The organism is Streptomyces sp. NPDC048442 (assembly GCF_040651475.1).
Lineage (GTDB): Bacteria > Actinomycetota > Actinomycetes > Streptomycetales > Streptomycetaceae > Streptomyces.
In genome coordinates this window covers 203,400-225,596 of the sequence record NZ_JBEZKB010000009.1, presented here as the reverse complement: position 1 = coordinate 225,596, position 22,197 = coordinate 203,400, and the positions used below count along the sequence as shown (strand labels likewise).

Below are 22,197 nucleotides of genomic sequence, written 5' to 3'. Positions count from 1 at the left end.
GGTGCGGCGGCCCTTTGTCGTTTTTCGTCTGCGGCGCCGTCGTGGCTGGTCGCGCCCACGCGGCGGAGCCGCAAATCGATGCTGCCCGCGCCCCTTGGGGCGCTTAGCGCATGCCCCGCAGCCGCCGCCACGGCGTGAACGTGAAGACCGCACCGCCGAGCAGGATCACCGTCCCTGCGACCAGGGCCAGCGCCTGGAGGGCGCCGTTGTCCCCGGCCCCGGTGTTGGCGAGGTCGCCGCCTGCCGCACCCCCGGATGCCGCGCCTCCCGTGGCCGTACCGCCCGAGTCGCTTCCCCCCGCGGAGCCCGAGGCGGAGCCCGACGCGGAGCCCGACGCCCCGCCCGGCTGGGCCGCCGTGTCGAGTTCGAGGGAGACGGGGGCCTCGCCCTTGACGGTGCAGGGGATGTTGATCTTCTGCCCGCCGAGGGTGACGTCGATGTTCAAGGTGCCGGGGGCGAGAGTCGTCTTGCCGCTGGCGCCCGGCTTGTACGTGCCGGTCATGTCGGGGAGGTCGACCGGCTTGCCCTGTTCCAGGGGCTCCTTGTTGCCGGGCCCTGTCACATTGGCGGAGCCCTTGTCGGAGCCGCCCAGGGTGAGCTGCAGGGAGGGCTTCAGCGCGTCGGCGGGGAGGGCGGCGGGGCTGTTCATGACTCCCTTGGCGGTGACCACGGTGAGGTCGTAGCTGCCGCCGTTCTTCTTGGCGCTCGCGGTGATCCTGGTCTTGATGCTCGCCGGGCCGGGGGACTTGCAGGCGTACTCGACCGCGACCTCCTTGCCGGGGAAGTCGGTCTTGCCGCCGTCGTCGCCGCCGGTGGACCCGCCGGAGTCGGACCCGCCCGAGGTGGTGCCACCGGTGTCGGAACCGCCCGTGTCCGAGCCGCCCGAGGTGGTCCCGCCGGAGGTCGTCGTACCGCCTGCCGTCGTGCCGCCTGCCGTCGTGCCGCCCGCCGTGGTCCCACCGGCCGTGGTCCCACCCGCCGTCGTACCGCCGGTGGTTCCGCCGCCGTCCGTCACCTTGATCGTCGCGGCGGACTTCACCTCCTCCTTCGGTGTGCACTTGGTGTCGGTGGACATCGGCTTGCTGACGTTGATGTTGTACGCGCCGGGGGTGAGCGTGATCTCGCCCGCCTTCTCCAGCTTGAGCTTGCCCTTCATATCGGGCAGGACCATGGGGCTGTTCTTGGGGATGGGCGGGTTCTGGCGCGGGCCCTCCAGCTTCAGCTCGCCGGTGGCGGCGCCGCCGATCTTGATCGTGCCGGTCGGTTTGACGGTGTCCTTGTCGAGGTTGAGGACGTCCGGGTTCTTGGACGCGGCCTCGACCGTCTTCAGGACCACCTCGATCTCGTCGCCGACCTTCGCGGTGGCGGGCGCGGTCACGGACACCTTGGTGGTGCCCTGGACCGGGGGGAGACCGGAGATGGGCGGCGGAATGCACTCCGTCTTGTACGCGACCTCGGCGGCCTGCGCGGGCGAGGCGCCCAGCAGGATTCCCGCACCTGTGAGCATCAGCGCGATCCCTGCCGCGCCCATCCTCCGTTGCGTGTTCACGAATTGCCTCTCGACGTAGGGGGGTTGGTGTGGTCGTGCGGTTTCGGTGCGGAAACCTGTGCGTGTGTGGGGGCGGGCAGGCCCGGGTTGGTGTCCGGGGTGAACCACGGCAGGACGGTGGTGGCGGTGGTCGTCGCCGTGCCGTCCGCACCCCGCCGACCCGACTCTTCCGGTGCGTCACGCTCGTCGCGTCGTACGGTCAGGTGGCGGGCCACCGAGCGCCCACGCAGCGGCAGCGCTCCCGGGCGCACCCGGTCCACCACGGCCATCCCGATCCGGAACAGCGCCGCCGGGACCACGACCCCCAGCAGCAGCCAGAACAGGACCACGCCCCAGGGCCGGTCCACGCCCCAGGGCTGGGCGGCCATCACCTTGGGCCCGTACTTCACCGAGACCAGGTAGTCGCCGTGCGCGCCCGCCGGGAGCTGTACGTCGAGCGCGACCTCGGCCCGTTTGCCGGGGGCGATCGTGCCGCGCCACTGGCGCTCTTCCCAGATCGGCGCGAACACCCCGTGGGAGGTGCCGACTTGGAAGACCGGGTCGACGACGGGGGCCGACCCCGTGTTGCCGAACTCAAGGACGACCTTGCGGGCCTGCGGTGCGCCGAACCAGGTCAGCAGCGACCCGGACCCGTCGAGCCGTACCGTACGGTCGACGACCGAGAGCCGTCCGGCGTTCGGGGCGGGCTTGGGCAGCGGGGCCACGGGATGCCCCGCCACCTTGAACTCGGCGTCCACGGCGGCCTGTTGGCCCTGCACCGTGGCGACGTGCACGACGCACGGGCACGGTTTGGGCGGTTCGGCGACCGCGAGCGTGCGGCTGAAGCGGCCCTCGGCGTCGGTGGTGACGGCCCGGCCGTCGGCGTTGGCACAGGAGTTGGTGCCGCCCGCCACGCCGGTGGCGGGGGACGCCTCGCCGCAGATGAGCATCATCAGCAGCGCGCGCGGCCGCCAGCCGGTGCCTTTGACGGTGATCTCGCCGCCCTTGCCTGCTTCGGCCTTGGAGAGGGTGACGACGGGCTTCGCGCTCTCGTCGGCAGCAGCGGAGGCGCCGATGGGCAGTAACAGCAGAAGGGTTGTCAGCGCCGCCGCGACAAACCGCCCGCCGGTCCTGCCGGCCCTGCTAGCCCTCGTCATGTGCGCTCCTCCTGCGTCGTACGGTCCACAGCGCCGGGCCCGCGCCCACCGCGAGGAGCACGGCTCCCCCGCCGAGCGCCGGCCCCCAGGTCACGAAGGTCGCCGTGGCGGTGGCCTCCTCGTGGACGCCGCCGTCCGCGGTGACGGTGAGGCGGGCGGTCGCGCGGTCGAGGGCGGGCGTGTCGGTCCAGGGTTCGGCGTGTTCGGTGCGGCGGCCGGGGGCCAGGGCGCTCACCGGGTGCGGTGGGCGGCGCAGCAGTTCACCGAAGAGGCCTTCGGCGTGGACGGCGACGTGCGGGGCGAGCGTGGTGTTGCCCCGGTTGACCAGGGCGTACCGGATGACTCCGGCCCCGATCTGCACGTCCTCGACGGAGAGCGCCGCCAAAGTCGGGCCGCTGACGCGCAGTTGCACCGCGGTGCGCTGCTCGCGCCCGTCCGGTGCCGATGCCACGATCGCTCCCGGGTGGTCGCCCGGCTGTGCGCCCGCCGGGACGGTCACCGTGAACGGCACGTCCGCGCGGGTGCGCGCCGGCACCTTCACCTCGACCGAGGCCAGCGCGATCCACGCGCCCTCGGCGTCCTCGGCGCGCAGGCTGACCGTGCGGGCCTCGCGGCCGGGGTTGGTGACGGACAGCTTGTCCTCGAAGACGGTGCCGGGGGCGCCCTGGAGGTAGAAGTACGGGCGCCCCTCACTGTCGGGCCGGGTGCCGCCGCTGGAGGCCGGTCCCGCCGTCCAGGCGTCGGCGGCCAGGGCGGTGGGCGCGGGCCCGGCCACGTACAGGAGTCCCAGCAGCCCCAACAGGGCGGTGAGCAGACGGAGTTGGCGACGCACGATCACTCCGGCCGGGTCAGCTCGCGGACTGCTGGTTGCGCTGGTTGCGCCGGGTCAGCCAGAGCACTCCGGCGGCCCCGGTGAGCAGGACGGTGGCGCCGAGGGTGCCGAGCGCGGCCGCGGAGTCGAGCGGTCCGGTCTTCGGGAGTTCACCGCTGCCGGAGGGCGTGCTCTGGGACGTACCGCCGGAAGCGTCGTCCGATCCGCCGGAACCGCCGCCGGAACCGCCACTGCCGCCCGAGCCCTTGACGTCCAGCTCCAGCGACGGCTTCGGGCTGTTGGAGGGGGTGCAGGTGGTCGTGGTCCCCAGGGCCTTGATGGTCAGGACGGAGGCGGTGAAGGTGACCTTGCCGCTCTTCTTCGGGGTGTACGTCCCGGAGAGGTCGCTGATCTTGATGGGGGTGTTGGCGGGTATCGCCGAGGAGTTGGCGGGGCCCGCGACGGCGACCGTGCCGCCGTCGGCGCCGCCGACCTTGATTTCGGCGTTCGGCTTCATGGCGCCCTTGCCGAGTTCGACGGGGCTGGAGGAGACGCCCTTCTGGAAGGACATGGTGAGGGTGTAGCCGCTGCCGCCCTTGACCGCCTTGATGTCGATCGGGGAGACGGCGCCCTTGTTGCCGATCGGGGTCTTGCACTGGTAGTTGACGTCGACGACGTCGGCCTGCGCGGCGGGGGCGGTGACCAGCACCACCGAGCAGGCAACTGACGCCGCCAGTGCGAGAGTTGTCCGCCGCCGGGTCCGCTTCTGGTACGACACCTTGTGATCCCCTCGTACGCCGGAACGCCGCGTTACTGACGGCGCATCAGATTGGGCGCTCAAGGTACGCCGGGGACCTTGGGAGGGGAAGACAAAGAGCACGCCGTATCGACGTGCTCTCTCACCACACCTTTAACTGCCAACTGCTAAGCAGGGGCGGCCAGTTCCGCCCAGACCGTCTTTCCCGCGCTCTGCCCGGAGCCTTCGGGCGTACGGGCGACGCCCCAGTCCAGGCACAGCCGCTGGACGATGAACATGCCGTGGCCGCCGGGCCGGCCCGCCCGGTGCGGGCTGCGCGGGGCGGGCTCGCCGCCGCTGCGGTCGGTGACCTCCAGGCGCAGGACCTTGCCGTCGCTGGCGACGCGCAGGCTCTCGGGGCCCTCGGCGTGCAGGCACGCGTTGGTGACCAGTTCCGAGACGACGAGCAGGACGTCCTCGGCGGCGGCGCGCCGGTCGGCGGTGGACGCGGGCAGCCAGCCCCAGTCGTACAGCGCCTGCCGGGTGAAGTCGCGGGCGAGCGGGACGATGCCGCTGGCCCCGTTCAGCGGGAGGGAGCGCACCTGCCCGGAAGCCACGAGCGCGGAGCCGGCCGGGGCAGGCTCGGCCTGGGCGGGATCTGCCTGGGCCGGATCGGGCCGGACCGGCGCCTCGGACGAGATTCCACGGGACGCGTCCGGGGACACGGCGGCGGCAGCCGCGAACCCGACGGGAGCACCGGCGGACGTACCGGCGGGCGTGGACGCGTCGGCAGCCACGGGCCCGGCAGGCGAATCGACAGCCGCATCGGACACGGGCGCAGCCGACGCACCGGAGGCGACGCCGTCCGGCTCGGGGCCGAGGTCGCCCGGCGGATGCTGCCGGGTGGTGCTCATCAGCGCTTCACCTCACCGATTCACCAAATCGTCGTTTGCAGGGTCTGGGGTGTTGCAGGCTCTGGCGTATTGCAGGGTCTGAGGTTCCTCCTGCCCGAGGGGACCGTGAGAACACCCACGATTCACTACGAGCCGTGTCACACGTCTCACGTGTGCCGCGCCAAGAGGCAGACGGGCGGGTCAGTCGGCGAGAGGGGACGCAAGGGCGGCGTCGAGCGAGTCGTGGACGGTGAACACCGCTTCCGCCCCGGTGATCTCGAAGACCCGGGCCACCACGGGCTGCATGCCCGCCAGATGTACCGCGCCGCCCGCGGCCTCGGCCTTGAGCCGGGCCCCGAGCAGTACGTTCAGCCCGGTGGAGTCGCAGAATTCGAGCAGCGAACAGTCGACCACGAGGCGTGTCCGCCCCTCGTCGAGCGCCCGCTCCAGAGGTTCCCGAAGCAGCTCGGCCGTGTGGTGATCCAGCTCACCCACCGGCGTCACGATCTCGCTCCGGCCCTCGGTCCGGACTCCGACCTGAAGCCGGCCCCGGTTCGCGCTGCCGACCGTCCCGCGGTCCATGCCCGTCCCTTTTCGCCGTCGTAGTTCTACGTGTTCGCATATTCGTCGCTGTACGTGGCCCACGGTCCCGGCCTCCGCCACCGCCCCGCCTCCGCCCCGCACGCGCGGTGCGTCAAGGCGGCGAGAGGTGCTCTCAACAGCAGCAGAAGACTACGCCTTCTTCACACGCACGGGTAGCCGAACAACCCCCTGAACTGGTGCTATTCGGACATAAGGCACTTGCAAGTGTCCGCCGAGAGCGGGTAGGCCTAGTAGGGACACATCCGACCACCGTCCGCCCACCACCGGCTTTGGAGGCGCCGCTTCACCGCAGGAACACGTATCGGCATCGGCAGCCATATGCCGAGAACGATGGAGGAGACCATGTCACCCCGGCTCGACGAAACGCGTACTCACCACAAACAGGACGCGGCGTCGACACTCCCGCCCCAGCAGATCGAGACAGGAACCGGAAGCAGCGCGAGCACCGTGGCCACTGTGGCATCCACCACAGCCACCTCTGCCCCGGCGCTCACGGACCGGCCCGACAGCCTCTGTGACCTTCCCGAGATTCCGCCGTACGACGAGGTGGGGCCGCTGGATGCCAGGGCCCTGTCGAAGACGCTCTTCGGACGTCTCGAATCCCTCGAAGAGGGAACCCACGACCACGCATACGTCCGCAACACCCTGGTCGAGCTGAACCTGGCCCTGGTCAAGTTCGCCGCCTCCCGGTTCCGCACCCGCAGCGAACCGATGGAAGACATCATCCAGGTGGGCACGATCGGCCTGATCAAGGCCATCGACCGCTTCGAACTCAGCCGAGGTGTGGAGTTCCCCACCTTCGCCATGCCGACGATCATCGGCGAGATCAAGCGCTTCTTCCGTGACACCTCCTGGTCCGTGCGCGTCCCGCGCCGTCTCCAGGAGCTCCGTCTCGACCTCGCCAAGGCGGGCGACGAGCTGGCCCAGCAGCTGGACCGCTCCCCCACCGTGGCGGAACTGGCCGAGCGCCTGGACATCACGAAGGAGGAGGTCGTCGAGGGCATGGCGGCGAGCAACGCGTACACCGCGAGCTCGCTGGACGCCCAGCCCGAGGAGGACGACTCCGAGGGGGCGCTGGCGGACCGGATCGGTTACGAGGACCACGGCCTGGAGGGCATCGAGTACGTCGAGTCCCTCAAGCCCCTGATCGCGTCGCTGCCCACCCGTGATCGCCAGATCCTCTCCCTGCGCTTCGTCGCCAACATGACGCAGTCGGAGATCGGCGACGAGCTGGGCATCTCCCAGATGCACGTCTCGCGCCTGCTCTCACGCACACTGGTCAAGCTCCGCAAGGGCCTGACCGTGGTGGAGTAACTCCCGCTGCCTCTTTGGCCGTTGGACTCTGAACGTTGGGCTGCCCCAGGCCGTATCCGGGGCAGTCCAACGTTCTTTTCGTGCGGGCACGGTGTCACTGTGTGCCGGTGGTGCAAGGACCGCCTACCCAGGACCTCACACCGCAAGCACACCGTTTCGCCAGACCGCGGAGACGAGCGGCACTCCGGGCCGGTACGCCAGGTGTACGTGGCTGGGCGCGTCGAGCAGCGCGAGGTCGGCGCGGGCCCCTGCCGCGATCCGCCCGACGTCCTCACGCCGCAGCGCCCGCGCCCCGCCCGCCGTCGCGGCCCACATCGCCTCGTCCGGCGTCATCCCCATGTCGCGTACGGCGAGGGCGATGCAGAACGGCATCGACGAGGTGAACGAGGACCCCGGATTGCAGTCCGTCGACAGCGCGACGGTCGCTCCGGCATCGAGCAGCCGCCGCGCGTCCGGCCACTGGGCCCGGGTGGAGAACTCCGCACCCGGCAGCAGCGTCGCGACAGTGTTCCCGCTCGCAAGAGCATCCACATCCGCATCCGTCAGATGCGTGCAGTGATCAGCACTGGCCGCGTCCAGCTCCACCCCGAGCTGGACCCCGGGCCCGTACGACAGCTGATTCGCGTGGATCCGCGGCAGCAGCCCCTTCGCCTTCCCCGCCGTCAGGATCGCCCGAGCCTGGTCCCCGTCAAAGGCACCCTTCTCGCAGAACACATCGATCCAGCGGGCGTACGGAGCGCACGCCTCCAGCATCTCGCCCGTCACGAGGTCGACGTAGGCCGCCGGGTCCTCGGCGTAGTCCGGGGACACGATGTGCGCCCCGAGGTACGTAACCTCCGACGTCTGGGCGCTCGCGATGCGCAGCGCGCGTGCTTCGTCCTCGACGGTCAGCCCGTACCCGGACTTGGTCTCGAAGGTCGTCGTGCCCTGCCGCAGGGCTTCGTTCAGATACTTCGCGAGGTTCGCCGCCAGCTCCTCGTCGCTCGCGGCCCGGGTCGCGGCGACGGTGGTCCTGATCCCGCCCGCCTTGTACGGCTGACCCGACATGCGGGCGTTGAACTCCTTGGTCCGGTCGCCGCCGAACACGAGGTGCGAGTGCGAGTCGACGAACCCGGGGATCGCGGCCCGCCCCCCGGCGTCGTACACGGCATCGGCGGCCGGAGCCTTCGCCGCGGCCCCGACCCAGGCGACGCGGTCGCCCTCGACCACGACGGCGGCGTTCTCGATCAGACCGAGGGGTCCGTCGCCGAGGGCGGGGTCGTTGGTGACGAGGCTGCCGATGTTGCTGATGAGGGTGGTGGTGGAGGCGCTCATGTCAGCATCCTCGCAGCAGGGAACCGGGACCGGGAGGCGGGGCGCCCTCCTTACCCCCGGCCGCCGAACTGCCAGTCGTGGACCTCGACGCCGGCGTAGCGGTCGGCGGTCAGGACGGCGCGTGCCGTGCCGGGGTCCGGTGCCCGGAGCAGCGCTGCCGTGCCGAGCCAGGTGGCGGCGTCGTCGGACAGCAGCGGCCCGTAGGCGATCAGCTCGTCCCGGTCGGACGGTACGACGAGGTCGGCGGGCTGCCCCGAGCCAAGCCCGATCACCAGGTACCGGTTGCCGCCGGTCGGGCCGCCGGGGAAGTCCCACATGGTGCGGCCCAGGAGGTTGCGCCAGCGGCGCAGCAGTACGTCCCGGTAGACGCCGGCCTGGTAACCGGGCTCGTCGAAGGCGAACGCGCGGGCGGCGGCCGCATCCGGGAGATCGACGACGTGCACGCTCCCGGTGGGCGTCTCCCGGTCCTCCGTGAGGGTCGGACCGCGAGCGATCAGCTCCTTGGCGTACCCGTCCATGTAGGACCAGTGGGCCTCCAGCAGTTCGTCCCGCAGGGGGACGGAGCCGGGGCGGTCGCGGTGGTAGCAGAAGAACTCCATGCCCACAGAATTGCCGACGCAGGGTTGCTTCTCCACAGGCTTTGACGGGGTGGTGCCCGCGGGCACGCTTCCCTCGTGTGGGGGATGGCACACCCCGCACTTTCGAAGTACTTTCAAAGTTGTGAACGCAGACAGAAACGCCGCTGTGAACTTCTCCGAGCTGGTCAATAAGAACAAGCAGACGCTGGCCCGGCTCAAGGTCACGCCCCGGCTGGTGCTGCACCGCAGGGACGGCGAGGACCTGGTTCTCACCACGGCCGCACGGGCCGAGCAGGACCAGACCGTGGTGTCGGCCGCCACACGCATGCTGGCGGCGATCGCGCGGCGGGAGCCCGGGAGCACGGAGCTGTTGCTGGACCTGTTGCCCGACGCGTTCCCCTGGGTGCGTTTCCTGCCCGAGCCGGATGTGCATGCCTTTGCCGTGGAGCTGGTGTCCACGATGCGAGCCGCCGAGTCCATCGCCAACAGTGCCTCCGTCGCCCAGCTCCTCACGGCCTGGCAGCACACGGCCGAAGTCCACTCCGACCCCGAGCTGCTGGCCGCACTGACCACCGACCACGGCGCCGACTACGGCCCGGTGCCCGACCCGCGGGACTTCGGATGACGCCGGGGCGCGGTGACCGGGCCGCTCCGCCCGCGCCCGAAGGACAGTGGGAAGTCCGGTTCGCGGACGCGGCTTCGGCCAAGGGATGGGAGGAGCTCACCAGGCAAGCCCGCCAGAACACCTATCGCGCATGGGTCGTCATGCGGACTGAGCCGAGACCGGCAAACGAGACCTCGCGTCACCACAGACTGAAAGGCACCCTCGCACACGGCACACACCGCGGGCAGACCTGCGAGCAGTGGCAGATCGAGGTGACCGGCGGAGGCCGCATCTGGTATCTCGCGGACACGACGCGTCACACCTGTTGGATCACCTACGCCGGCACGGGGCACCCCCGCGCCACGGACTGACGTGCCGGACGTCCGCAGCGGTGGGCGGCCCGCGCCGGGGGCGGCGAGGAGTGCGGGCGTACGGCCCCCGTCAGGCGTGCAGTGCTCCGATCGACGTGGCGAGGGCTTTCGCCGTGTCCGGGATGGTGGTGTGTACGCCGTCGCGGACCACCTGGCGGCCGCCGACGATCGTGTGGCGGACGTCTGCGCCCGTGGCGGCGAAGACTGCTGTTTCCGCGCCCAGTATCGGGACCGGGCCCGCCGTGCGGACCGTGTCCAGGGCGATGGTGGTGAGGTCGGCCAGGGCGCCGGGTTCGATGGTGCCCGCTTCGGACCAGCCGAGGGCCGCGTGGCCGTCTGCCGAGGCCGCGCGGAGCAGGGCCGCTGCCGTCCAGTGGCCTCGGGTGCGGGAGCGGAGGCGTTCGTTCAGCTCCATTGCCCGAGCCTCTTCGAAGAGGTCGATGACGGCGTGGCTGTCGCTGCCGAGGGAGAGGGGGGAGCCGGCCCGTTGGAGACCAACCGCCGGACCGATGCCGTCCGCGAGGTCGCGTTCGGTCGTCGGGCACATGCAGGTGCCGGTGGCGGACGAGCCGAGGAGTTTGATGTCGGCGTCGGTGAGGTGGGTGTTGTGCACGCCGGTGGTGCGCGGGCCCAGCACCCCGTTGTCGGCGAGGAGTTGGGTGGGGGTGCAGCCGTGGGCGGCCTGGCAGGCGTCGTTCTCGGCCGTCTGCTCTGAGAGGTGGACGTGGAGGGGGGCCTCGCGGTCCTGGGCCCAGGCGGCGACCGTGGAGAGTTCGGCGGCGGGGACCGCCCGTACCGAGTGGATCGCCGCCCCGTGGCGCACGAGAGCGGAGTCGCGGAGAGCGGAGACCCGTTCCGCCCAGGCCTCCGCCGTACCGTCCGAGAAGCGGAGCTGGTGGGAGTTGGGGGCCGCGCCGAAGCCCGAGGAGAGGTAGGCCGTGTCGAGGAGGGTGAGGCGGATCCCGGCGTCGGAGGCCGCGGCGATCAGGGCTTCGCCCATCGCGTTGGGGTGGGCGTACGGGGTGCCGCCGGGCGCGTGGTGGACGTAGTGGAACTCGCCGACGGAGGTGATTCCGGCGAGGGCCATTTCCGCGTACACGGCGCGGGCCAGGGCGTAGTACGAGTCGGGGGTCAGGCGGTGGGCGACCCCGTACATGACCTCGCGCCAGGTCCAGAAGGTGCCCGAGCCCACCTGGACCGTCGAGCGCAGCGCCCGGTGGAAGGCGTGCGAGTGGGCGTTGGAGAGGCCCGGGAGGGTGAGGCCGCGGAGGGCCACCGCACCCGGCGGGCAGAGCTCGACTCCCTTGCGTACAGCGGTGATTCGGCCGCCTTCGGACACTTCCACCATCACGCCCGGCTCGACGTACGTGTCGAGCCAGGCGTGTTCCAGCCAGTAGGTCGTCATGCGCAGGCGAGACCTTCCGTTACGTCGGCGAGCGCGCGCACCCCGGCGACGCAGTCGTCCTCGGCTGCGTACTCCGCCGGGGAGTGCGAGACGCCGGTGGGGTTGCGTACGAACAGCATGGCGGTCGGGACGGACGCGGAGAGGATTCCCGCGTCGTGTCCGGCGCCCGTTCCCAGGACGGGGATACGCGGGGCGCCTTCGCCGCCGCCACCGCCACCGCCGAGCAGCCGGGCGAGTTCGTCGCGCAGTGCGTTCTCGAACTCGACGACCGGGGTGAAGGACTCCCGGACGATCTTGAGGTCGATGCCGGAGCGGGTCGCCGCCTCGTGGGCCGCGGCCTCGATTCCGGCGATGACCTTGTCCAGGGTGTCCTGGTCGGCGGCGCGCGAGTCGAGCCAGCCGCGGACGAGGGACGGGATCGCGTTGACGCCGTTCGGTTCGACGGAGATCTTGCCGAAGGTGGCGAGGGCGCCGGTGAGTTGGGCCTGGGCGCGGGCGGCGACGACCGTTTCCGCGTACGTGAGCATCGGGTCGCGGCGGTCGGCCAGCCGGGTCGTGCCCGCGTGGTTGGCCTCGCCGTGGAAGTCGTACCGCCAGCGGCCGTGCGGCCAGATCGCGGAGGCGATGCCGACCGGGGCGCTGGAGAGGTCCAGGGCGCGGCCCTGCTCCACGTGCAGTTCGACGAACGCGCCGATACGGGCGAGGCGCTCCGGGTCCGGGCCGATGGTGGAGGGGTCGTGGCCCGCCGCCTCCATCGCCTGCGGGAGGGACACCCCGTCCCCGTCGCGGAGTTCGTACGCCTTCTGGGGTGTCAGCTGTCCCGCTGCCAGGCGGGAGCCGACGCAGGCGAGCCCGAAGCGGGCGCCCTCCTCGTCGCCGAAGTTGGTGATGGCCACCGGCTTCGTGAACTCCGCTCCCCGGTGGCGGAGTTCGTCGAGCGCGGCGAAGGAGGAGACCACGCCGAGCGGGCCGTCGAAGGCGCCGCCGTCGGGGACGGAGTCCAGGTGGGAGCCGATGACGACCGCGTCGCCCGCGGTGGCGTCGCCCTGCCAGGCCCACTGGTTGCCGTTGCGGTCCAGCTCGTAGGTGAGGCCGCGGGCCTCGGCCTGGTGACGGAACCAGGCCCGGCAGTCGGCGTCGGCTGCGGTCCAGGCGTACCGGCGGTAGCCGCCGGACGCCTTGTCGCGGCCGATGGGCAGGAGGTCCGCCCACATGGCGAGGAAGCTGTCACCGCCACCCCCTGCGGTGCGTGCGGGGTCGTCGCTCACGCGTCGTCACCCTCGCGCATCGGGATGCGTACGCCCTGGTCCTCGGCGGTCTGCTCCGCGATGTCGTAGCCCGCGTCGACGTGCCGGATGACGCCCATGCCGGGGTCGTTCGTCAGCACGCGGCGGATCTTCTCGCCCGCGAGCTTCGTGCCGTCGGCGACGGACACCTGGCCCGCGTGGATCGAGCGGCCCATGCCGACGCCGCCGCCGTGGTGGATGGAGACCCAGGAGGCGCCGGAGGCGACGTTGACCATGGCGTTGAGGAGCGGCCAGTCCGCGATGGCGTCGGAGCCGTCGAGCATGGCCTCGGTCTCGCGGTACGGGGAGGCGACCGAGCCGCAGTCGAGGTGGTCGCGGCCGATGGCGAGGGGGGCGGCGAGCGTGCCGTCCGCCACCATGTTGTTGAAGAGTTCGCCCGCCTTGTCGCGCTCGCCCTGGCCGAGCCAGCAGATGCGCGCCGGGAGGCCCTGGAACTGGACGCGCTCGCCGGCCATCTTGATCCAGCGGTGGAGGGATTCGTTCTCCGGGAAGAGCTTGAGGAGTTCGCGGTCCGTCTTGTGGATGTCGGACGCCTCGCCGGAGAGGGCGGCCCAGCGGAACGGGCCCCTGCCCTCGCAGAAGAGCGGGCGGATGTAGGCCGGGACGAAGCCGGGGAAGTCGAACGCGCGGGAGTAGCCCGCGAGTTGGGCCTCGCCGCGGATGGAGTTGCCGTAGTCGAAGACCTCCGCGCCCGCGTCCATGAAGCCGACCATGGCCTCGACGTGCTTGGCCATCGACTCGCGGGCCCGCTGGGTGAAGTCGGCGGGCTTCTCGGCCGCGTACGACGCCATCTCGTCGAACTCGATGCCGAGGGGGAGGTAGGCGAGCGGGTCGTGGGCGGAGGTCTGGTCCGTCACGATGTCGATGGGCGCGCCCTCGGCGAGCATGCGGGGCAGGAGCTCGGCGGCGTTGCCGAGGAGGCCGATGGAGAGGGGGCGGCGGGCGTCGCGCGCCTCGACCGCGAGCTGGAGGGCGTGCTGCAGCGAATCGGCCTTCACATCGAGGTACTTGTGCTCGATGCGGCGCTCGATGGCGCGCGGGTCGACGTCGATACAGATCGCGACGCCGTCGTTCATCGTCACGGCGAGGGGCTGGGCGCCGCCCATGCCGCCGAGGCCGGCGGTGAGGGTGATGGTCCCGGCGAGCGTGCCGTTGAAGCGCTTGGCGGCGACGGCGGCGAAGGTCTCGTAGGTGCCCTGGAGGATGCCCTGGGTGCCGATGTAGATCCACGAACCGGCGGTCATCTGGCCGTACATGGTGAGGCCAAGGGCTTCCAGGCGCCGGAACTCCTCCCAGTTCGCCCAGTCGCCGACCAGGTTGGAGTTGGCGATGAGGACGCGGGGCGCCCACTCGTGGGTCTGCATGACGCCGACCGGGCGGCCGGACTGGACGAGCATCGTCTCGTCCTGCTTGAGGGTCTTCAGCGTGCGCACCATGGCGTCGAAGGAGCGCCAGTCACGGGCGGCCTTGCCGGTGCCGCCGTAGACGACGAGCTTGTCGGGGTGCTCGGCGACCTCGGGGTCGAGGTTGTTCTGCAGCATGCGCAGGGCGGCCTCCTGCTGCCATCCCAGGGCGCTGAGCTCCGTACCGCGGGGGGCTCGTACGGGTCGGGGTCCTGACATGGGGTGCCTCCTGGTCGCGGCCATGATGTGGATATTCACATCCTCGCGACCTGAATAGAACTAGTCAACACCCCTGACTGTGATAACTGGACGTAACAGATGTACATCAGTTACATTCAGTGCATGGGTGAACCAGTGATTGAATCGATGGCCGAAGTCCGCAGCCACCTCGCAGATGCCATAGACCGCGCTCACCGCGACGACACTCCCACCGTCATTACGCGGCGCGGCAAGGAGGAGGCCGTACTGGTCGACATTGACGAGTACCAACGACTGCGACGCATTGCCGAGCAGAGCGAAGACGCCTGGCTCAACCAGCTGGCGGACGCGGCCGAGGCCGAGGGGACGACAGGATCCGTTTCCCTTGAGGAAATGGCCTCACAGCTCCGATCCCACCACGGCTGAGGCGATGGGATACGCCACGCGGTTCACCCCTCATGCTCAGCGCGACTTGCTCAAGATCCCCCAACTCGACGCCTTGCGGGTCCTGCGCCGACTAGCCGAGCTCCAGAAGGCCATGGACCAGGGCGACACCTCGGCATTCGACATCAAGGCCCTCCAGGGGCACTCCGCGCGCCGGCGCCTTCGCGTCGGCGAATGTCGCGCCGTCTACACCGTCGAGAACGGCGAGCTCTTTCTCTGGGTACTGACCGTCGCCAACCGTCGCGACGTCTATCGCGGAATGTGAGTGCGGGACCCAAGGGCGCAGACCGCTTCCAGAGGACGCCGTTCGCGACCCGAGGGCGCCGTTCGACGTCTCACGGAACCGCGCCGGACCTGCGGCGGGCACCCTAGTCCCAGATGGACCGTTCCGCTGGAATATGCCAGAACTCCCCTCCGTAACACCGCGGTTGCGTAGTGTCGACTCCGTCGCGCAAGCCCGGCGGGGAACCGGGGGAGGGGAGTTTCTGCGTGTCCGGAATCGACGCGTGCCTGGTCGAAGCGATGGCGTTGCCCGGTGCTCGCGGGGCCGCCGTCGTCGACTGGACCAGCGGGCTCGCCCTCGGTGCGGCCGGCCTGCCGCCCGGCGGCGACACCGAGACCGCCGCCGCTGAGTCCGCCGAGCTGGCCCGGATGGCCGCCGAGCACGGCACCTTCGCCCCCGGTCACGGCGGGAGCGGCAAGGACGGCGAGGCCGGTGAGGACGGCAAGGGCCTCCTCGTCGAGGACGTCATCATCACCACCCGCACCGACTACCACCTGCTGCGGTACGTGGAGACCTCCTTCGACAGCAGTGTGTTCCTCCATCTGTGGCTCGACCGCGAGCAGGGCAACCTCGCCCTCGCCCGGCTGCGGCTCGCCGACCTCGCCGCCCGGCTGGTGCTGGGATGACCGCACCGGTACTCCTGCCAGCCCCCCTCTCCCCCATGCTCGTTCGGCTCGCCGACGAGCGGGCGACCGGTGCGCTGCTGCGCGACCACGGCACCCTCTACCTCGCCGAGGGCAAGGTCGTCCACGCGGAGAGCCCGGCCTCACCCGGCCTCGACGTACTGCTGCACGGGCGGCTGCCGCGCGAGGGCTGGCAGGAGGCGTTCGACCGGGCGGGACCGGCCGGGCGGGTCGGGCGGTTCCTGGTGGACAGCGGGCGGCTCGCGGGCGGCGAGCTCGAACTCGCCCATTTGGGCGCCCTGTTCGACGCCGCCTACTTCGCCCTGGCCCCCGGCAGCGGACCGACCAGGTTCCGGCACGGGGTCGCGCACTGGATGGGCCCGGTACGGCCCGTCTCCGCGCGGGTCGTCGCCCGCGAGTGCTTACGCCGCAGGGAGCTGCTCGACACGCTCTGGCCCCATCCGGAGATCGACAACTCCCCCGTCGTCAAGGACCAGTTGGACATGCCGCACGTCACGCGCCGCCAGCGGGACGTGCTCGACCTGGCCGACGGCGTGCGGACGCCCGCCGACATCGCGCGGGCGCTCGGGCGGCCCGCGTTCCACACCCTGATCGACGTACGGCGGCTGGCGGCGGCCGGAGCAGTGCAAACGCCCCGCGACGCACCCCGGCCCGCCCTCACGCCCGTACCGCAGTGGGTGGCGGACCTGTCCGAGGATCCGGACGTCGCGCTGCTGCGCAGACTCCGCGACGCGCTGGAGGCGCTATGAGGCACACACCGACGGCGAGGCGCACACCGGGAGTGCGGTGCACACCGTGAAGCGCGCCTTGCGCACGCGGGCCGTGCGTCCGGAGAAGAGATCCCCCGTACCCCGGCCGAAGCCGCCGGACCCCGAAGTCCTGGAGGAATTGCGCCGGTTGAGGGCCCGCCTCCCCGAGCTGACCGGCGCCGTCGCCGCCAGCGTGGACGGTCTGGTGATCGCCGAGGACGCCCCGGGAGTAGAGGCGGAGGGCGTCGCCGCCCTCACCGCCGCCGCGCTCGGCGTCTCGCTGCGGCTGGCGGACACCACCGGCCGGGGCGACTTCCGGGAGCTGCTCGTACGGGGCGAGGAAGGGTACGTCGCGACGTACGCCGCCGGAGCCTCGGCCGTCCTCACCCTCCTTGCCGGACCCCGGATCAACGTGGGCCGGCTGCACCTCGAAGGACGGCGGGCCGGCGCCCGCATCGGCGAGCTCGTCGACCGTACGGACAACCCGGACCGCACGGGCAGCACAAACAGCACGAACGGCACGACCAGCACGACCAGCACGACCGAACCCATCGGCTGAACCCACACGAAGGAAGTGCGACCGCTCATGGCCACCACCGAAGCCGCCCTCAAGGAAGCAATGACCACCATCGAGGGCACCATCGGCGTCGCCCTCGTCGACTACACCAGCGGCATGGCGCTGGGCACCGCGGGCGGCACCAAGGAGCTCGACCTCACGGTCGCCGCCGCCGGGAACACCGACGTGGTGCGCGCCAAGGTCCGCACCATGGAGCACCTCGGGCTCAGCGACGAGATCGAGGACATCCTCATCACCCTCGGCAGCCAGTACCACCTGATCCGCCTCCTCAAGGGCCGCGGCACCAGCGGGCTCTTCCTCTACCTGGCACTCGACAAGGGCCGCGCGAACCTGGCGATGGCCCGCCACCAACTCAGGAAGATCGAGAACGAGTTGGAGGTCTGAGCCGCCACCCGGCGGGGGTGGGGAAACCCGGTTCCCTGCCCCCGCCGCCCTCCGCGAGCCCCGCGGGGGACTACTCCACGAACAGCCCGCGCGCCGCCGCCCGTACGTCGAACTCCTCCAGCCGCGCCTGCGCCTCCGGCAGCCCGTCGCACATCGCCTCCAGCAGCACCCGCCCCAGCAGCATCGGCGCGCACGCCGTGTCGAAGGCGAGCCCCGTGCCGACCGCCGCCGGAATCAGCAGGTCGCTGTGGTGGGCGACCGGTGCGAACGCCGAGTCCGCGACCGTGACCACGGTCAGCCCCTGCTCACGCGCGTAGGCCAGCGCCTCCAGGACCTCCTTCGGATGCCGCGGCAGCGCGAAGCACAGCAGTACGTCCGCGCCCGCCCGCCGGGCCGCGTCGATCCGGTCGGCGAGCATCGACCCGCCCTCGTCGAGCAGCCGTACGTCCGGGTGCACCTTCGCCGCGAAGTACGCGAAACCGCGCGCCTGCGAGGACGCGGCCCGCAGCCCGAGCACCGGCAACACCCTTGAGGCAGCGAGGAGTTGGCCGGCCCGCTCGACCGGCGCCGGGTCGGCGAGCAGCTCCGCGAGGTGCCGCAGGTTCTCGATCTCGGCCTGCACCGCCTGCTGGTACTCGTTGTACGAGGCCGCCGCGTCCGGTCCGCCGTCCGCACCCGGTGCGACCTCCCGCAGGTGCTTGCGCAGCGCCGGATACCCGTCGAAGCCGAGTGCGACCGCGAACCGGGTCACCGACGGCTGACTGACCCCGGCCAGCTCCGCCAGCTCCACGCTCGACAGGAACGGCACCTCGGCCGCCCGCCGCACCATGCTGTGCGCGATGCGCCGCTGGGTCGGGGTGAGCCGCCGCCCCTCGAAGAGCTGCTGAAGCCGCGCCGCAGGGCTGCCGCTGTCGCTGATCACGCCGTTCGCCCCGTCGCCCGTCCCGTTGCTCATCCCGTCGCCCCCTGTCTTCTTCTCCGTACATCCACGATGCGGGAATCCAAGCCGAACCATTGACATCTATTCAGCCACGCAGAACCCTGCATGACCATATACAGACCGCGTGGGAGGGACACACATATGCCCGAGTCCGCCGAGGCACCCCTGGCCAGGGACTCCCTGGTCGAGCGGCGCTCGATCGACGTCGTCCCCGATTCCGAACGCCACGGCAAGGCCTTCTCCCAGTTCACCCTGTGGCTCGGTGCGAACCTCCAGATCACCGCCGTCGTCACCGGCGCCCTCGCCGTCGTCTTCGGCGGCGGCCCGCTCTGGTCGATCATCGGCCTCCTCCTGGGCAACCTGCTCGGCGGCGCCGTCATGGCGCTGCACTCGGCGCAGGGCCCGAAGCTCGGGCTGCCCCAGATGATCCAGTCCCGCGCGCAGTTCGGCGTCAAGGGGGCGGTCGTCCCGCTCGTTCTGGTCATCCTGATGTACGTCGGCTTCTTCGCGAGCGGCAGCGTCCTTGCGGGCCAGGCGGTCGGCGAGCTCACCCACCTCGGCGACACCACCGGCATCGTCGTCTTCGCCGCGATCACCGCCGTCATGGCGGCCGTCGGCTACAAGGTCATCCACACGCTGGGCCGGGTCGCCAGCGTCATCTGCGCCCTGGCCTTCGTCTACCTGGGCGTCCGGCTCCTCGACAGCATCGACCTGGGCACGGTCCTCTCCTCGGACACCCGCTTCGACCTGCCGATGTTCCTGCTCGCCGTCTCCCTCTCCGCCTCCTGGCAGCTCGCCTTCGGCCCGTACGTCGCGGACTACTCGCGCTACCTCCCGCGCAGCACCTCCGGCAAGGCCACCTTCTGGTGGACCCTGGCGGGCTCCGGGATCGGGTCACAGTGGTCGATGACCTTCGGCGTGCTGGTGGCGGCGACGTCCGGCGGGGCGTTCATGAAGGGCCAGGTGTCGTACGTCGTCGGGCTCGGCGGCGCGGGCCTGATCGCTTCGTTCCTGTACTTCGTGATCGCGCTGGGCAAGCTGACCATCAACGTGCTCAACACGTACGGCGGCTTCATGTCGATGGTGACGAGCGTCAGCGGTTTCCGGGGGCAGCGGGAGCTCTCGCCGCGCGCCAGGTCCGTGTACATCGCGGGCATCATGGTCGCCGGAACGGCGGTCGCCCTCCTGGGCAAGGACAGCTTCCTGACGTCCTTCAAGGACTTCCTTCTCTTCCTGCTGACCTTCTTCACCCCGTGGTCGGCGATCAACCTGGTCGACTACTACCTGATCTCGCGCGAGCGGTACGACCTCCCGGCCCTCTCCGACCCGAACGGCAGGTACGGCGCGTGGCGCTGGGACGCGATCACCGTCTACGGCGTGGGCATCGTCGCCCAGCTGCCCTTCCTGGTGACGCACTTCTACACGGGCCCGCTGGTCGCCCCGCTGGGCGGCGCGGACATCTCCTGGATCATCGGACTTCTCGTCCCCGCGGTGCTGTACTTCTTCCTGGCCCGGCGGAACACCGCACACATTCCCGGGGGTGAACCGCAGGAGAAATCGGGGGACAGCCCCAATGCCGTCGCCACCCCGCATCCGTAACGTCGTACGCATGGACGCAACAGGCCGTGCTCGCGACGCCGAGCTGAAGAAGGACCTGGACGCCACCGTGCACGCCCGGAGGGAACTCGGGGCGGACTACGAGGCGGCCCTGGTCGAATCGTTCCTGGAGAAGGTCGAGCAGCGCCTCGACACCACGGTCGACCGGCGGGTGCGCCGGCAGCTGGCCGAGCAGCAGCTGGTCGTCGCGCGGGGCGCGTCCCGGCCCGCACGGCCGGCGTCGGGGGACGGCGGCTTCGGCGAGCGCTTCGGCCTGGCGATCATCTCGCTGATCCTGGCGATCCCGCTGTCCGCGATCGCGGTGGTGAACGCGGGACTGCCAGGACTGCTGATCTGCTGGCTGGGCGTATTCGGCGTCAACGCCGTTCATTCGTCGTGGAGTTGGCCGTTCGGCGGGACGCCTGGGCACGAGCACCGGGAGAAATCCTCCGACTGGGAGGCCTGACGCACGGGCACACCTGTGGGCTCGGCCCGGGAAAGTCTGGCGCGGGGACCGCCGCACCCCCGGCTGCCCGGGGGGCGGGACGACGACGGTCCCCACGCACGGACACGGTCCGGGTCAGAACCGGTGCCGTGTACTGACGTCCGCGGAGGTCCGGGAGCCGCTCCGGTTGTCCGTGACGCCGACAGAGACCACTGTGCCCGTGCCGTGTTAAGCGGGTGCTGCGACCGCATGTCGCGCTCGTACCATTTGCACGAAGGCACGGAATCCGGCGCACGCGGCCCCTTCCCCGTGGGCATCGAGTACGCAACAGGCCCGGATCGTGCCGTGATGCTCAGGCCAACACCTGAGTCCCACCGGCCGGTCCGGGCCCGTACACACGCACTCACGAGTGCGAGACGCGTCAGCCCTTCGCGAGGAACGCGAGCAGGTCCTGCCTGCTCACCACACCCGTCGGCTTGCCCTCCACCAGCACGATCGCCGCATCCGCGCCGCCCTTGCCGCCGAGGACGCTCATCAGGTCCTCGACCGGTTCGCCGGAGCCGACCTGCGGCAGCGGGGCCGACATGTGCTTCTCCAGCGGGTCGCCGAGCGAGGCCCGCTGTGCGAACAGGGCGTCCAGCAGCTCCCGTTCGACGACCGAACCGATGACCTCGGCGGCCATCACGTCCGGGTGGCCCGCGCCCGGCTTCACGATCGGCATCTGCGAGACGCCGTACTCGCGCAGCACCTCGATCGCCTCGCCGACGGTCTCCTCCGGGTGCATGTGCACCAGGTGCGGGATGTCCCCGCCCTCCTTGTACTGGAGGACGTCGCCGACCTGCGCCGAAGGACCGGAGTCCTCCAGGAAGCCGTAGTCGGCCATCCACTCGTCGCTGAAGATCTTGCTCATGTAGCCGCGGCCGCTGTCCGGCAGCAGTACGACCACGACGTCGTCGGGGCCGAGCCGCTCCGCCACGCGCAGCGCGCCCACGACCGCCATGCCGCAGGAGCCGCCGACCAGCAGGCCCTCCTCCTTGGCGAGGCGGCGCGTCATCTGGAAGGAGTCCTTGTCGGACACCGCGACGATCTCGTCCGTGACGGTCTTGTCGTACGCCGTCGGCCAGAAGTCCTCACCGACGCCCTCGACGAGGTACGGACGCCCCGAACCGCCGGAGTACACGGACCCCTCCGGGTCCGCGCCGACGACGGTGACCTTCCCGCCGCTGACCTCCTTGAGGTACCGGCCGGTGCCGGAGATCGTGCCGCCGGTGCCGACGCCCGCGACGAAATGGGTGATTTTCCCGTCCGTCTGGTCCCAGAGCTCGGGGCCGGTGGTCTCGTAGTGCGAGCGCGGGTTGTTCGGGTTGCTGTACTGGTCGGGCTTCCAGGCACCGGGCGTCTCACGGACCAGTCGGTCCGAGACGTTGTAGTACGAGTCCGGGTGCTCGGGGTCGACGGCCGTGGGGCAGACCACGACCTCCGCGCCGTACGCCCGCAGCACGTTGATCTTGTCGAGCGACACCTTGTCCGGGCAGACGAAGATGCACTTGTAGCCCTTCTGCTGGGCCACGATCGCCAGGCCCACACCGGTGTTGCCGGAGGTGGGCTCGACGATGGTGCCGCCGGGCTGCAGCGCCCCGCTCTCCTCTGCGGCCTCGATCATGCGGACGGCGATCCGGTCCTTCACGGATCCGCCCGGGTTGAAGTATTCGACCTTCGCCAGAACTGTCGCCTGAATGCCTGCGGTCACTCGGTTCAGCTTCACCAGCGGGGTGTTGCCTACGAGGCTGATCATCGAGTCGTGAAATTGCACGTCTTCTCCGGGGTCTCCGTGATGGTGCGGCCCAGACTAGACCGCCGCTCCACCTCCCGTATTCACCATTGGCGGAGATTGAGCAGCACCTGTTACCGGG

23 protein-coding genes are annotated in these 22,197 nt (G+C 70.8%); 10 read left to right on the top strand and 13 right to left on the bottom strand.

Annotated features, from left to right (window positions below; translation table 11 throughout):
- Positions 1 to 103: 103 nt before the first annotated feature.
- The 6 genes from AB0D18_RS16850 to AB0D18_RS16825 form a co-directional block, all read right to left on the bottom strand.
- A complete protein-coding gene (locus tag AB0D18_RS16850) occupies positions 104 to 1,531 on the bottom strand; it encodes a hypothetical protein (protein ID WP_362418261.1) in 1,428 nt (475 codons plus the stop codon).
- A gap of 14 nt (positions 1,532 to 1,545) precedes the next feature.
- Positions 1,546 to 2,685 (bottom strand): hypothetical protein, encoded by a 1,140-nt coding sequence (locus tag AB0D18_RS16845; RefSeq protein ID WP_362418093.1) that lies wholly within the window; start codon positions 2,683 to 2,685, stop codon positions 1,546 to 1,548.
- Entirely contained in the window at positions 2,672 to 3,517 is an 846-nt protein-coding gene (locus AB0D18_RS16840) for a hypothetical protein (RefSeq protein ID WP_362418090.1), read from the bottom strand. Before AB0D18_RS16840 ends, AB0D18_RS16845 begins: the two co-directional genes overlap by 14 nt.
- A gap of 16 nt (positions 3,518 to 3,533) precedes the next feature.
- Positions 3,534 to 4,274, bottom strand: coding sequence for an LPXTG cell wall anchor domain-containing protein (locus AB0D18_RS16835; RefSeq protein ID WP_362418087.1), 741 nt, complete (start codon positions 4,272 to 4,274; stop codon positions 3,534 to 3,536).
- A gap of 146 nt (positions 4,275 to 4,420) precedes the next feature.
- Entirely contained in the window at positions 4,421 to 4,849 is a 429-nt protein-coding gene (locus tag AB0D18_RS16830; RefSeq protein WP_362418259.1) for an ATP-binding protein, read from the bottom strand.
- Positions 4,850 to 5,326: 477 nt separating this feature from the next.
- Positions 5,327 to 5,707, bottom strand: a complete 381-nt coding sequence (locus tag AB0D18_RS16825; RefSeq protein WP_362418084.1) for an STAS domain-containing protein — start codon at positions 5,705 to 5,707, stop codon at positions 5,327 to 5,329.
- 351 nt (positions 5,708 to 6,058) lie between these two features.
- Between AB0D18_RS16825 and AB0D18_RS16820 the strand changes: the two genes are divergently transcribed.
- The gene (locus tag AB0D18_RS16820; RefSeq protein ID WP_362418081.1) at positions 6,059 to 7,042 is read left to right on the top strand and encodes an RNA polymerase sigma factor SigF; all 984 of its coding nucleotides are present in this window, start codon (positions 6,059 to 6,061) and stop codon (positions 7,040 to 7,042) included.
- Between the two features lie 135 nt (positions 7,043 to 7,177).
- Here AB0D18_RS16820 and hutI read toward each other — a convergent pair whose 3' ends face one another.
- The gene (gene hutI, locus AB0D18_RS16815; RefSeq protein ID WP_362418078.1) at positions 7,178 to 8,356 is read right to left on the bottom strand and encodes an imidazolonepropionase; all 1,179 of its coding nucleotides are present in this window, start codon (positions 8,354 to 8,356) and stop codon (positions 7,178 to 7,180) included.
- A 50-nt stretch (positions 8,357 to 8,406) separates the two neighbouring features.
- The gene (locus tag AB0D18_RS16810; protein WP_362418075.1) at positions 8,407 to 8,955 is read right to left on the bottom strand and encodes a YciI family protein; all 549 of its coding nucleotides are present in this window, start codon (positions 8,953 to 8,955) and stop codon (positions 8,407 to 8,409) included.
- 121 nt (positions 8,956 to 9,076) lie between these two features.
- Here AB0D18_RS16810 and AB0D18_RS16805 point away from each other — a divergent pair, with 121 nt between their 5' ends.
- Positions 9,077 to 9,559 (top strand): hypothetical protein, encoded by a 483-nt coding sequence (locus AB0D18_RS16805; RefSeq protein ID WP_362418072.1) that lies wholly within the window; start codon positions 9,077 to 9,079, stop codon positions 9,557 to 9,559.
- A 420-nt stretch (positions 9,560 to 9,979) separates the two neighbouring features.
- Here the strand turns inward: AB0D18_RS16805 and AB0D18_RS16800 are convergent, their stop codons facing one another.
- The 3 genes from AB0D18_RS16800 to hutU are packed head-to-tail and all read right to left on the bottom strand — an operon-like array spanning position 9,980 to position 14,243.
- The gene (locus tag AB0D18_RS16800) at positions 9,980 to 11,314 is read right to left on the bottom strand and encodes a formimidoylglutamate deiminase (protein ID WP_362418069.1); all 1,335 of its coding nucleotides are present in this window, start codon (positions 11,312 to 11,314) and stop codon (positions 9,980 to 9,982) included.
- On the bottom strand, positions 11,311 to 12,528 hold the full coding sequence (locus tag AB0D18_RS16795) for an allantoate amidohydrolase (protein WP_362418257.1): 1,218 nt from the start codon (positions 12,526 to 12,528) through the stop codon (positions 11,311 to 11,313). Before AB0D18_RS16795 ends, AB0D18_RS16800 begins: the two co-directional genes overlap by 4 nt.
- A 50-nt stretch (positions 12,529 to 12,578) precedes the next feature.
- Complete coding sequence (hutU, locus tag AB0D18_RS16790) at positions 12,579 to 14,243, bottom strand: urocanate hydratase (RefSeq protein WP_362418066.1); 1,665 nt, start codon at positions 14,241 to 14,243, stop codon at positions 12,579 to 12,581.
- 123 nt (positions 14,244 to 14,366) lie between these two features.
- Here hutU and AB0D18_RS16785 point away from each other — a divergent pair, with 123 nt between their 5' ends.
- The 6 genes from AB0D18_RS16785 (at position 14,367) to AB0D18_RS16760 (ending at position 17,303) form a co-directional block, all read left to right on the top strand.
- Positions 14,367 to 14,648: a type II toxin-antitoxin system Phd/YefM family antitoxin gene (locus AB0D18_RS16785; RefSeq protein ID WP_362418063.1), complete on the top strand. Its 282-nt coding sequence runs from the start codon at positions 14,367 to 14,369 to the stop codon at positions 14,646 to 14,648.
- Positions 14,649 to 14,652: 4 nt separating this feature from the next.
- Positions 14,653 to 14,931 (top strand): type II toxin-antitoxin system RelE/ParE family toxin, encoded by a 279-nt coding sequence (locus tag AB0D18_RS16780; protein WP_362418060.1) that lies wholly within the window; start codon positions 14,653 to 14,655, stop codon positions 14,929 to 14,931.
- 224 nt (positions 14,932 to 15,155) lie between these two features.
- A complete protein-coding gene (locus tag AB0D18_RS16775) occupies positions 15,156 to 15,575 on the top strand; it encodes a hypothetical protein (RefSeq protein ID WP_362418057.1) in 420 nt (139 codons plus the stop codon).
- A gap of 35 nt (positions 15,576 to 15,610) precedes the next feature.
- Positions 15,611 to 16,342 (top strand): transcriptional regulator, encoded by a 732-nt coding sequence (locus AB0D18_RS16770; RefSeq protein WP_362418054.1) that lies wholly within the window; start codon positions 15,611 to 15,613, stop codon positions 16,340 to 16,342.
- A gap of 73 nt (positions 16,343 to 16,415) precedes the next feature.
- Positions 16,416 to 16,901, top strand: coding sequence for a roadblock/LC7 domain-containing protein (locus tag AB0D18_RS16765; protein WP_362418254.1), 486 nt, complete (start codon positions 16,416 to 16,418; stop codon positions 16,899 to 16,901).
- Between the two features lie 27 nt (positions 16,902 to 16,928).
- A complete protein-coding gene (locus tag AB0D18_RS16760) occupies positions 16,929 to 17,303 on the top strand; it encodes a hypothetical protein (protein WP_362418051.1) in 375 nt (124 codons plus the stop codon).
- 70 nt (positions 17,304 to 17,373) lie between these two features.
- Here AB0D18_RS16760 and AB0D18_RS16755 read toward each other — a convergent pair whose 3' ends face one another.
- Positions 17,374 to 18,258 carry a MurR/RpiR family transcriptional regulator gene (locus AB0D18_RS16755; protein WP_362418048.1) on the bottom strand — a complete coding sequence of 295 codons (885 nt, stop codon included), beginning with the start codon at positions 18,256 to 18,258 and terminating at the stop codon, positions 17,374 to 17,376.
- A gap of 126 nt (positions 18,259 to 18,384) precedes the next feature.
- Between AB0D18_RS16755 and AB0D18_RS16750 the strand changes: the two genes are divergently transcribed.
- Positions 18,385 to 19,842 (top strand): cytosine permease, encoded by a 1,458-nt coding sequence (locus AB0D18_RS16750; protein WP_362418045.1) that lies wholly within the window; start codon positions 18,385 to 18,387, stop codon positions 19,840 to 19,842.
- Between the two features lie 10 nt (positions 19,843 to 19,852).
- On the top strand, positions 19,853 to 20,305 hold the full coding sequence (locus tag AB0D18_RS16745) for a hypothetical protein (RefSeq protein ID WP_362418042.1): 453 nt from the start codon (positions 19,853 to 19,855) through the stop codon (positions 20,303 to 20,305).
- A 400-nt stretch (positions 20,306 to 20,705) separates the two neighbouring features.
- On the opposite strand, the gene AB0D18_RS16740 is transcribed toward AB0D18_RS16745, so the two are convergent.
- Entirely contained in the window at positions 20,706 to 22,097 is a 1,392-nt protein-coding gene (locus AB0D18_RS16740) for a cystathionine beta-synthase (protein ID WP_362418039.1), read from the bottom strand.
- Positions 22,098 to 22,197: the final 100 nt, after the last annotated feature.

Coding starts and splice junctions, on each gene's coding strand:
- hutI (WP_362418078.1), bottom strand. CDS start 8,356: ATGAGCGCCTCCACCACCACCCTCATCAGCAACATCGGCAGCCTCGTC.
- AB0D18_RS16795 (WP_362418257.1), bottom strand. CDS start 12,528: ATGTGGGCGGACCTCCTGCCCATCGGCCGCGACAAGGCGTCCGGCGGC.
- AB0D18_RS16785 (WP_362418063.1), top strand. CDS start 14,367: ATGGGTGAACCAGTGATTGAATCGATGGCCGAAGTCCGCAGCCACCTC.
- AB0D18_RS16850 (WP_362418261.1), bottom strand. CDS start 1,531: ATGGGCGCGGCAGGGATCGCGCTGATGCTCACAGGTGCGGGAATCCTG.
- AB0D18_RS16800 (WP_362418069.1), bottom strand. CDS start 11,314: ATGACGACCTACTGGCTGGAACACGCCTGGCTCGACACGTACGTCGAG.
- AB0D18_RS16845 (WP_362418093.1), bottom strand. CDS start 2,685: ATGACGAGGGCTAGCAGGGCCGGCAGGACCGGCGGGCGGTTTGTCGCG.
- AB0D18_RS16780 (WP_362418060.1), top strand. CDS start 14,653: ATGGGATACGCCACGCGGTTCACCCCTCATGCTCAGCGCGACTTGCTC.
- AB0D18_RS16825 (WP_362418084.1), bottom strand. CDS start 5,707: ATGGACCGCGGGACGGTCGGCAGCGCGAACCGGGGCCGGCTTCAGGTC.
- AB0D18_RS16770 (WP_362418054.1), top strand. CDS start 15,611: ATGCTCGTTCGGCTCGCCGACGAGCGGGCGACCGGTGCGCTGCTGCGC.
- AB0D18_RS16810 (WP_362418075.1), bottom strand. CDS start 8,955: ATGGAGTTCTTCTGCTACCACCGCGACCGCCCCGGCTCCGTCCCCCTG.
- hutU (WP_362418066.1), bottom strand. CDS start 14,243: ATGTCAGGACCCCGACCCGTACGAGCCCCCCGCGGTACGGAGCTCAGC.
- AB0D18_RS16745 (WP_362418042.1), top strand. CDS start 19,853: ATGGACGCAACAGGCCGTGCTCGCGACGCCGAGCTGAAGAAGGACCTG.
- AB0D18_RS16820 (WP_362418081.1), top strand. CDS start 6,059: ATGGAGGAGACCATGTCACCCCGGCTCGACGAAACGCGTACTCACCAC.
- AB0D18_RS16750 (WP_362418045.1), top strand. CDS start 18,385: ATGCCCGAGTCCGCCGAGGCACCCCTGGCCAGGGACTCCCTGGTCGAG.
- AB0D18_RS16760 (WP_362418051.1), top strand. CDS start 16,929: ATGGCCACCACCGAAGCCGCCCTCAAGGAAGCAATGACCACCATCGAG.
- AB0D18_RS16755 (WP_362418048.1), bottom strand. CDS start 18,258: ATGAGCAACGGGACGGGCGACGGGGCGAACGGCGTGATCAGCGACAGC.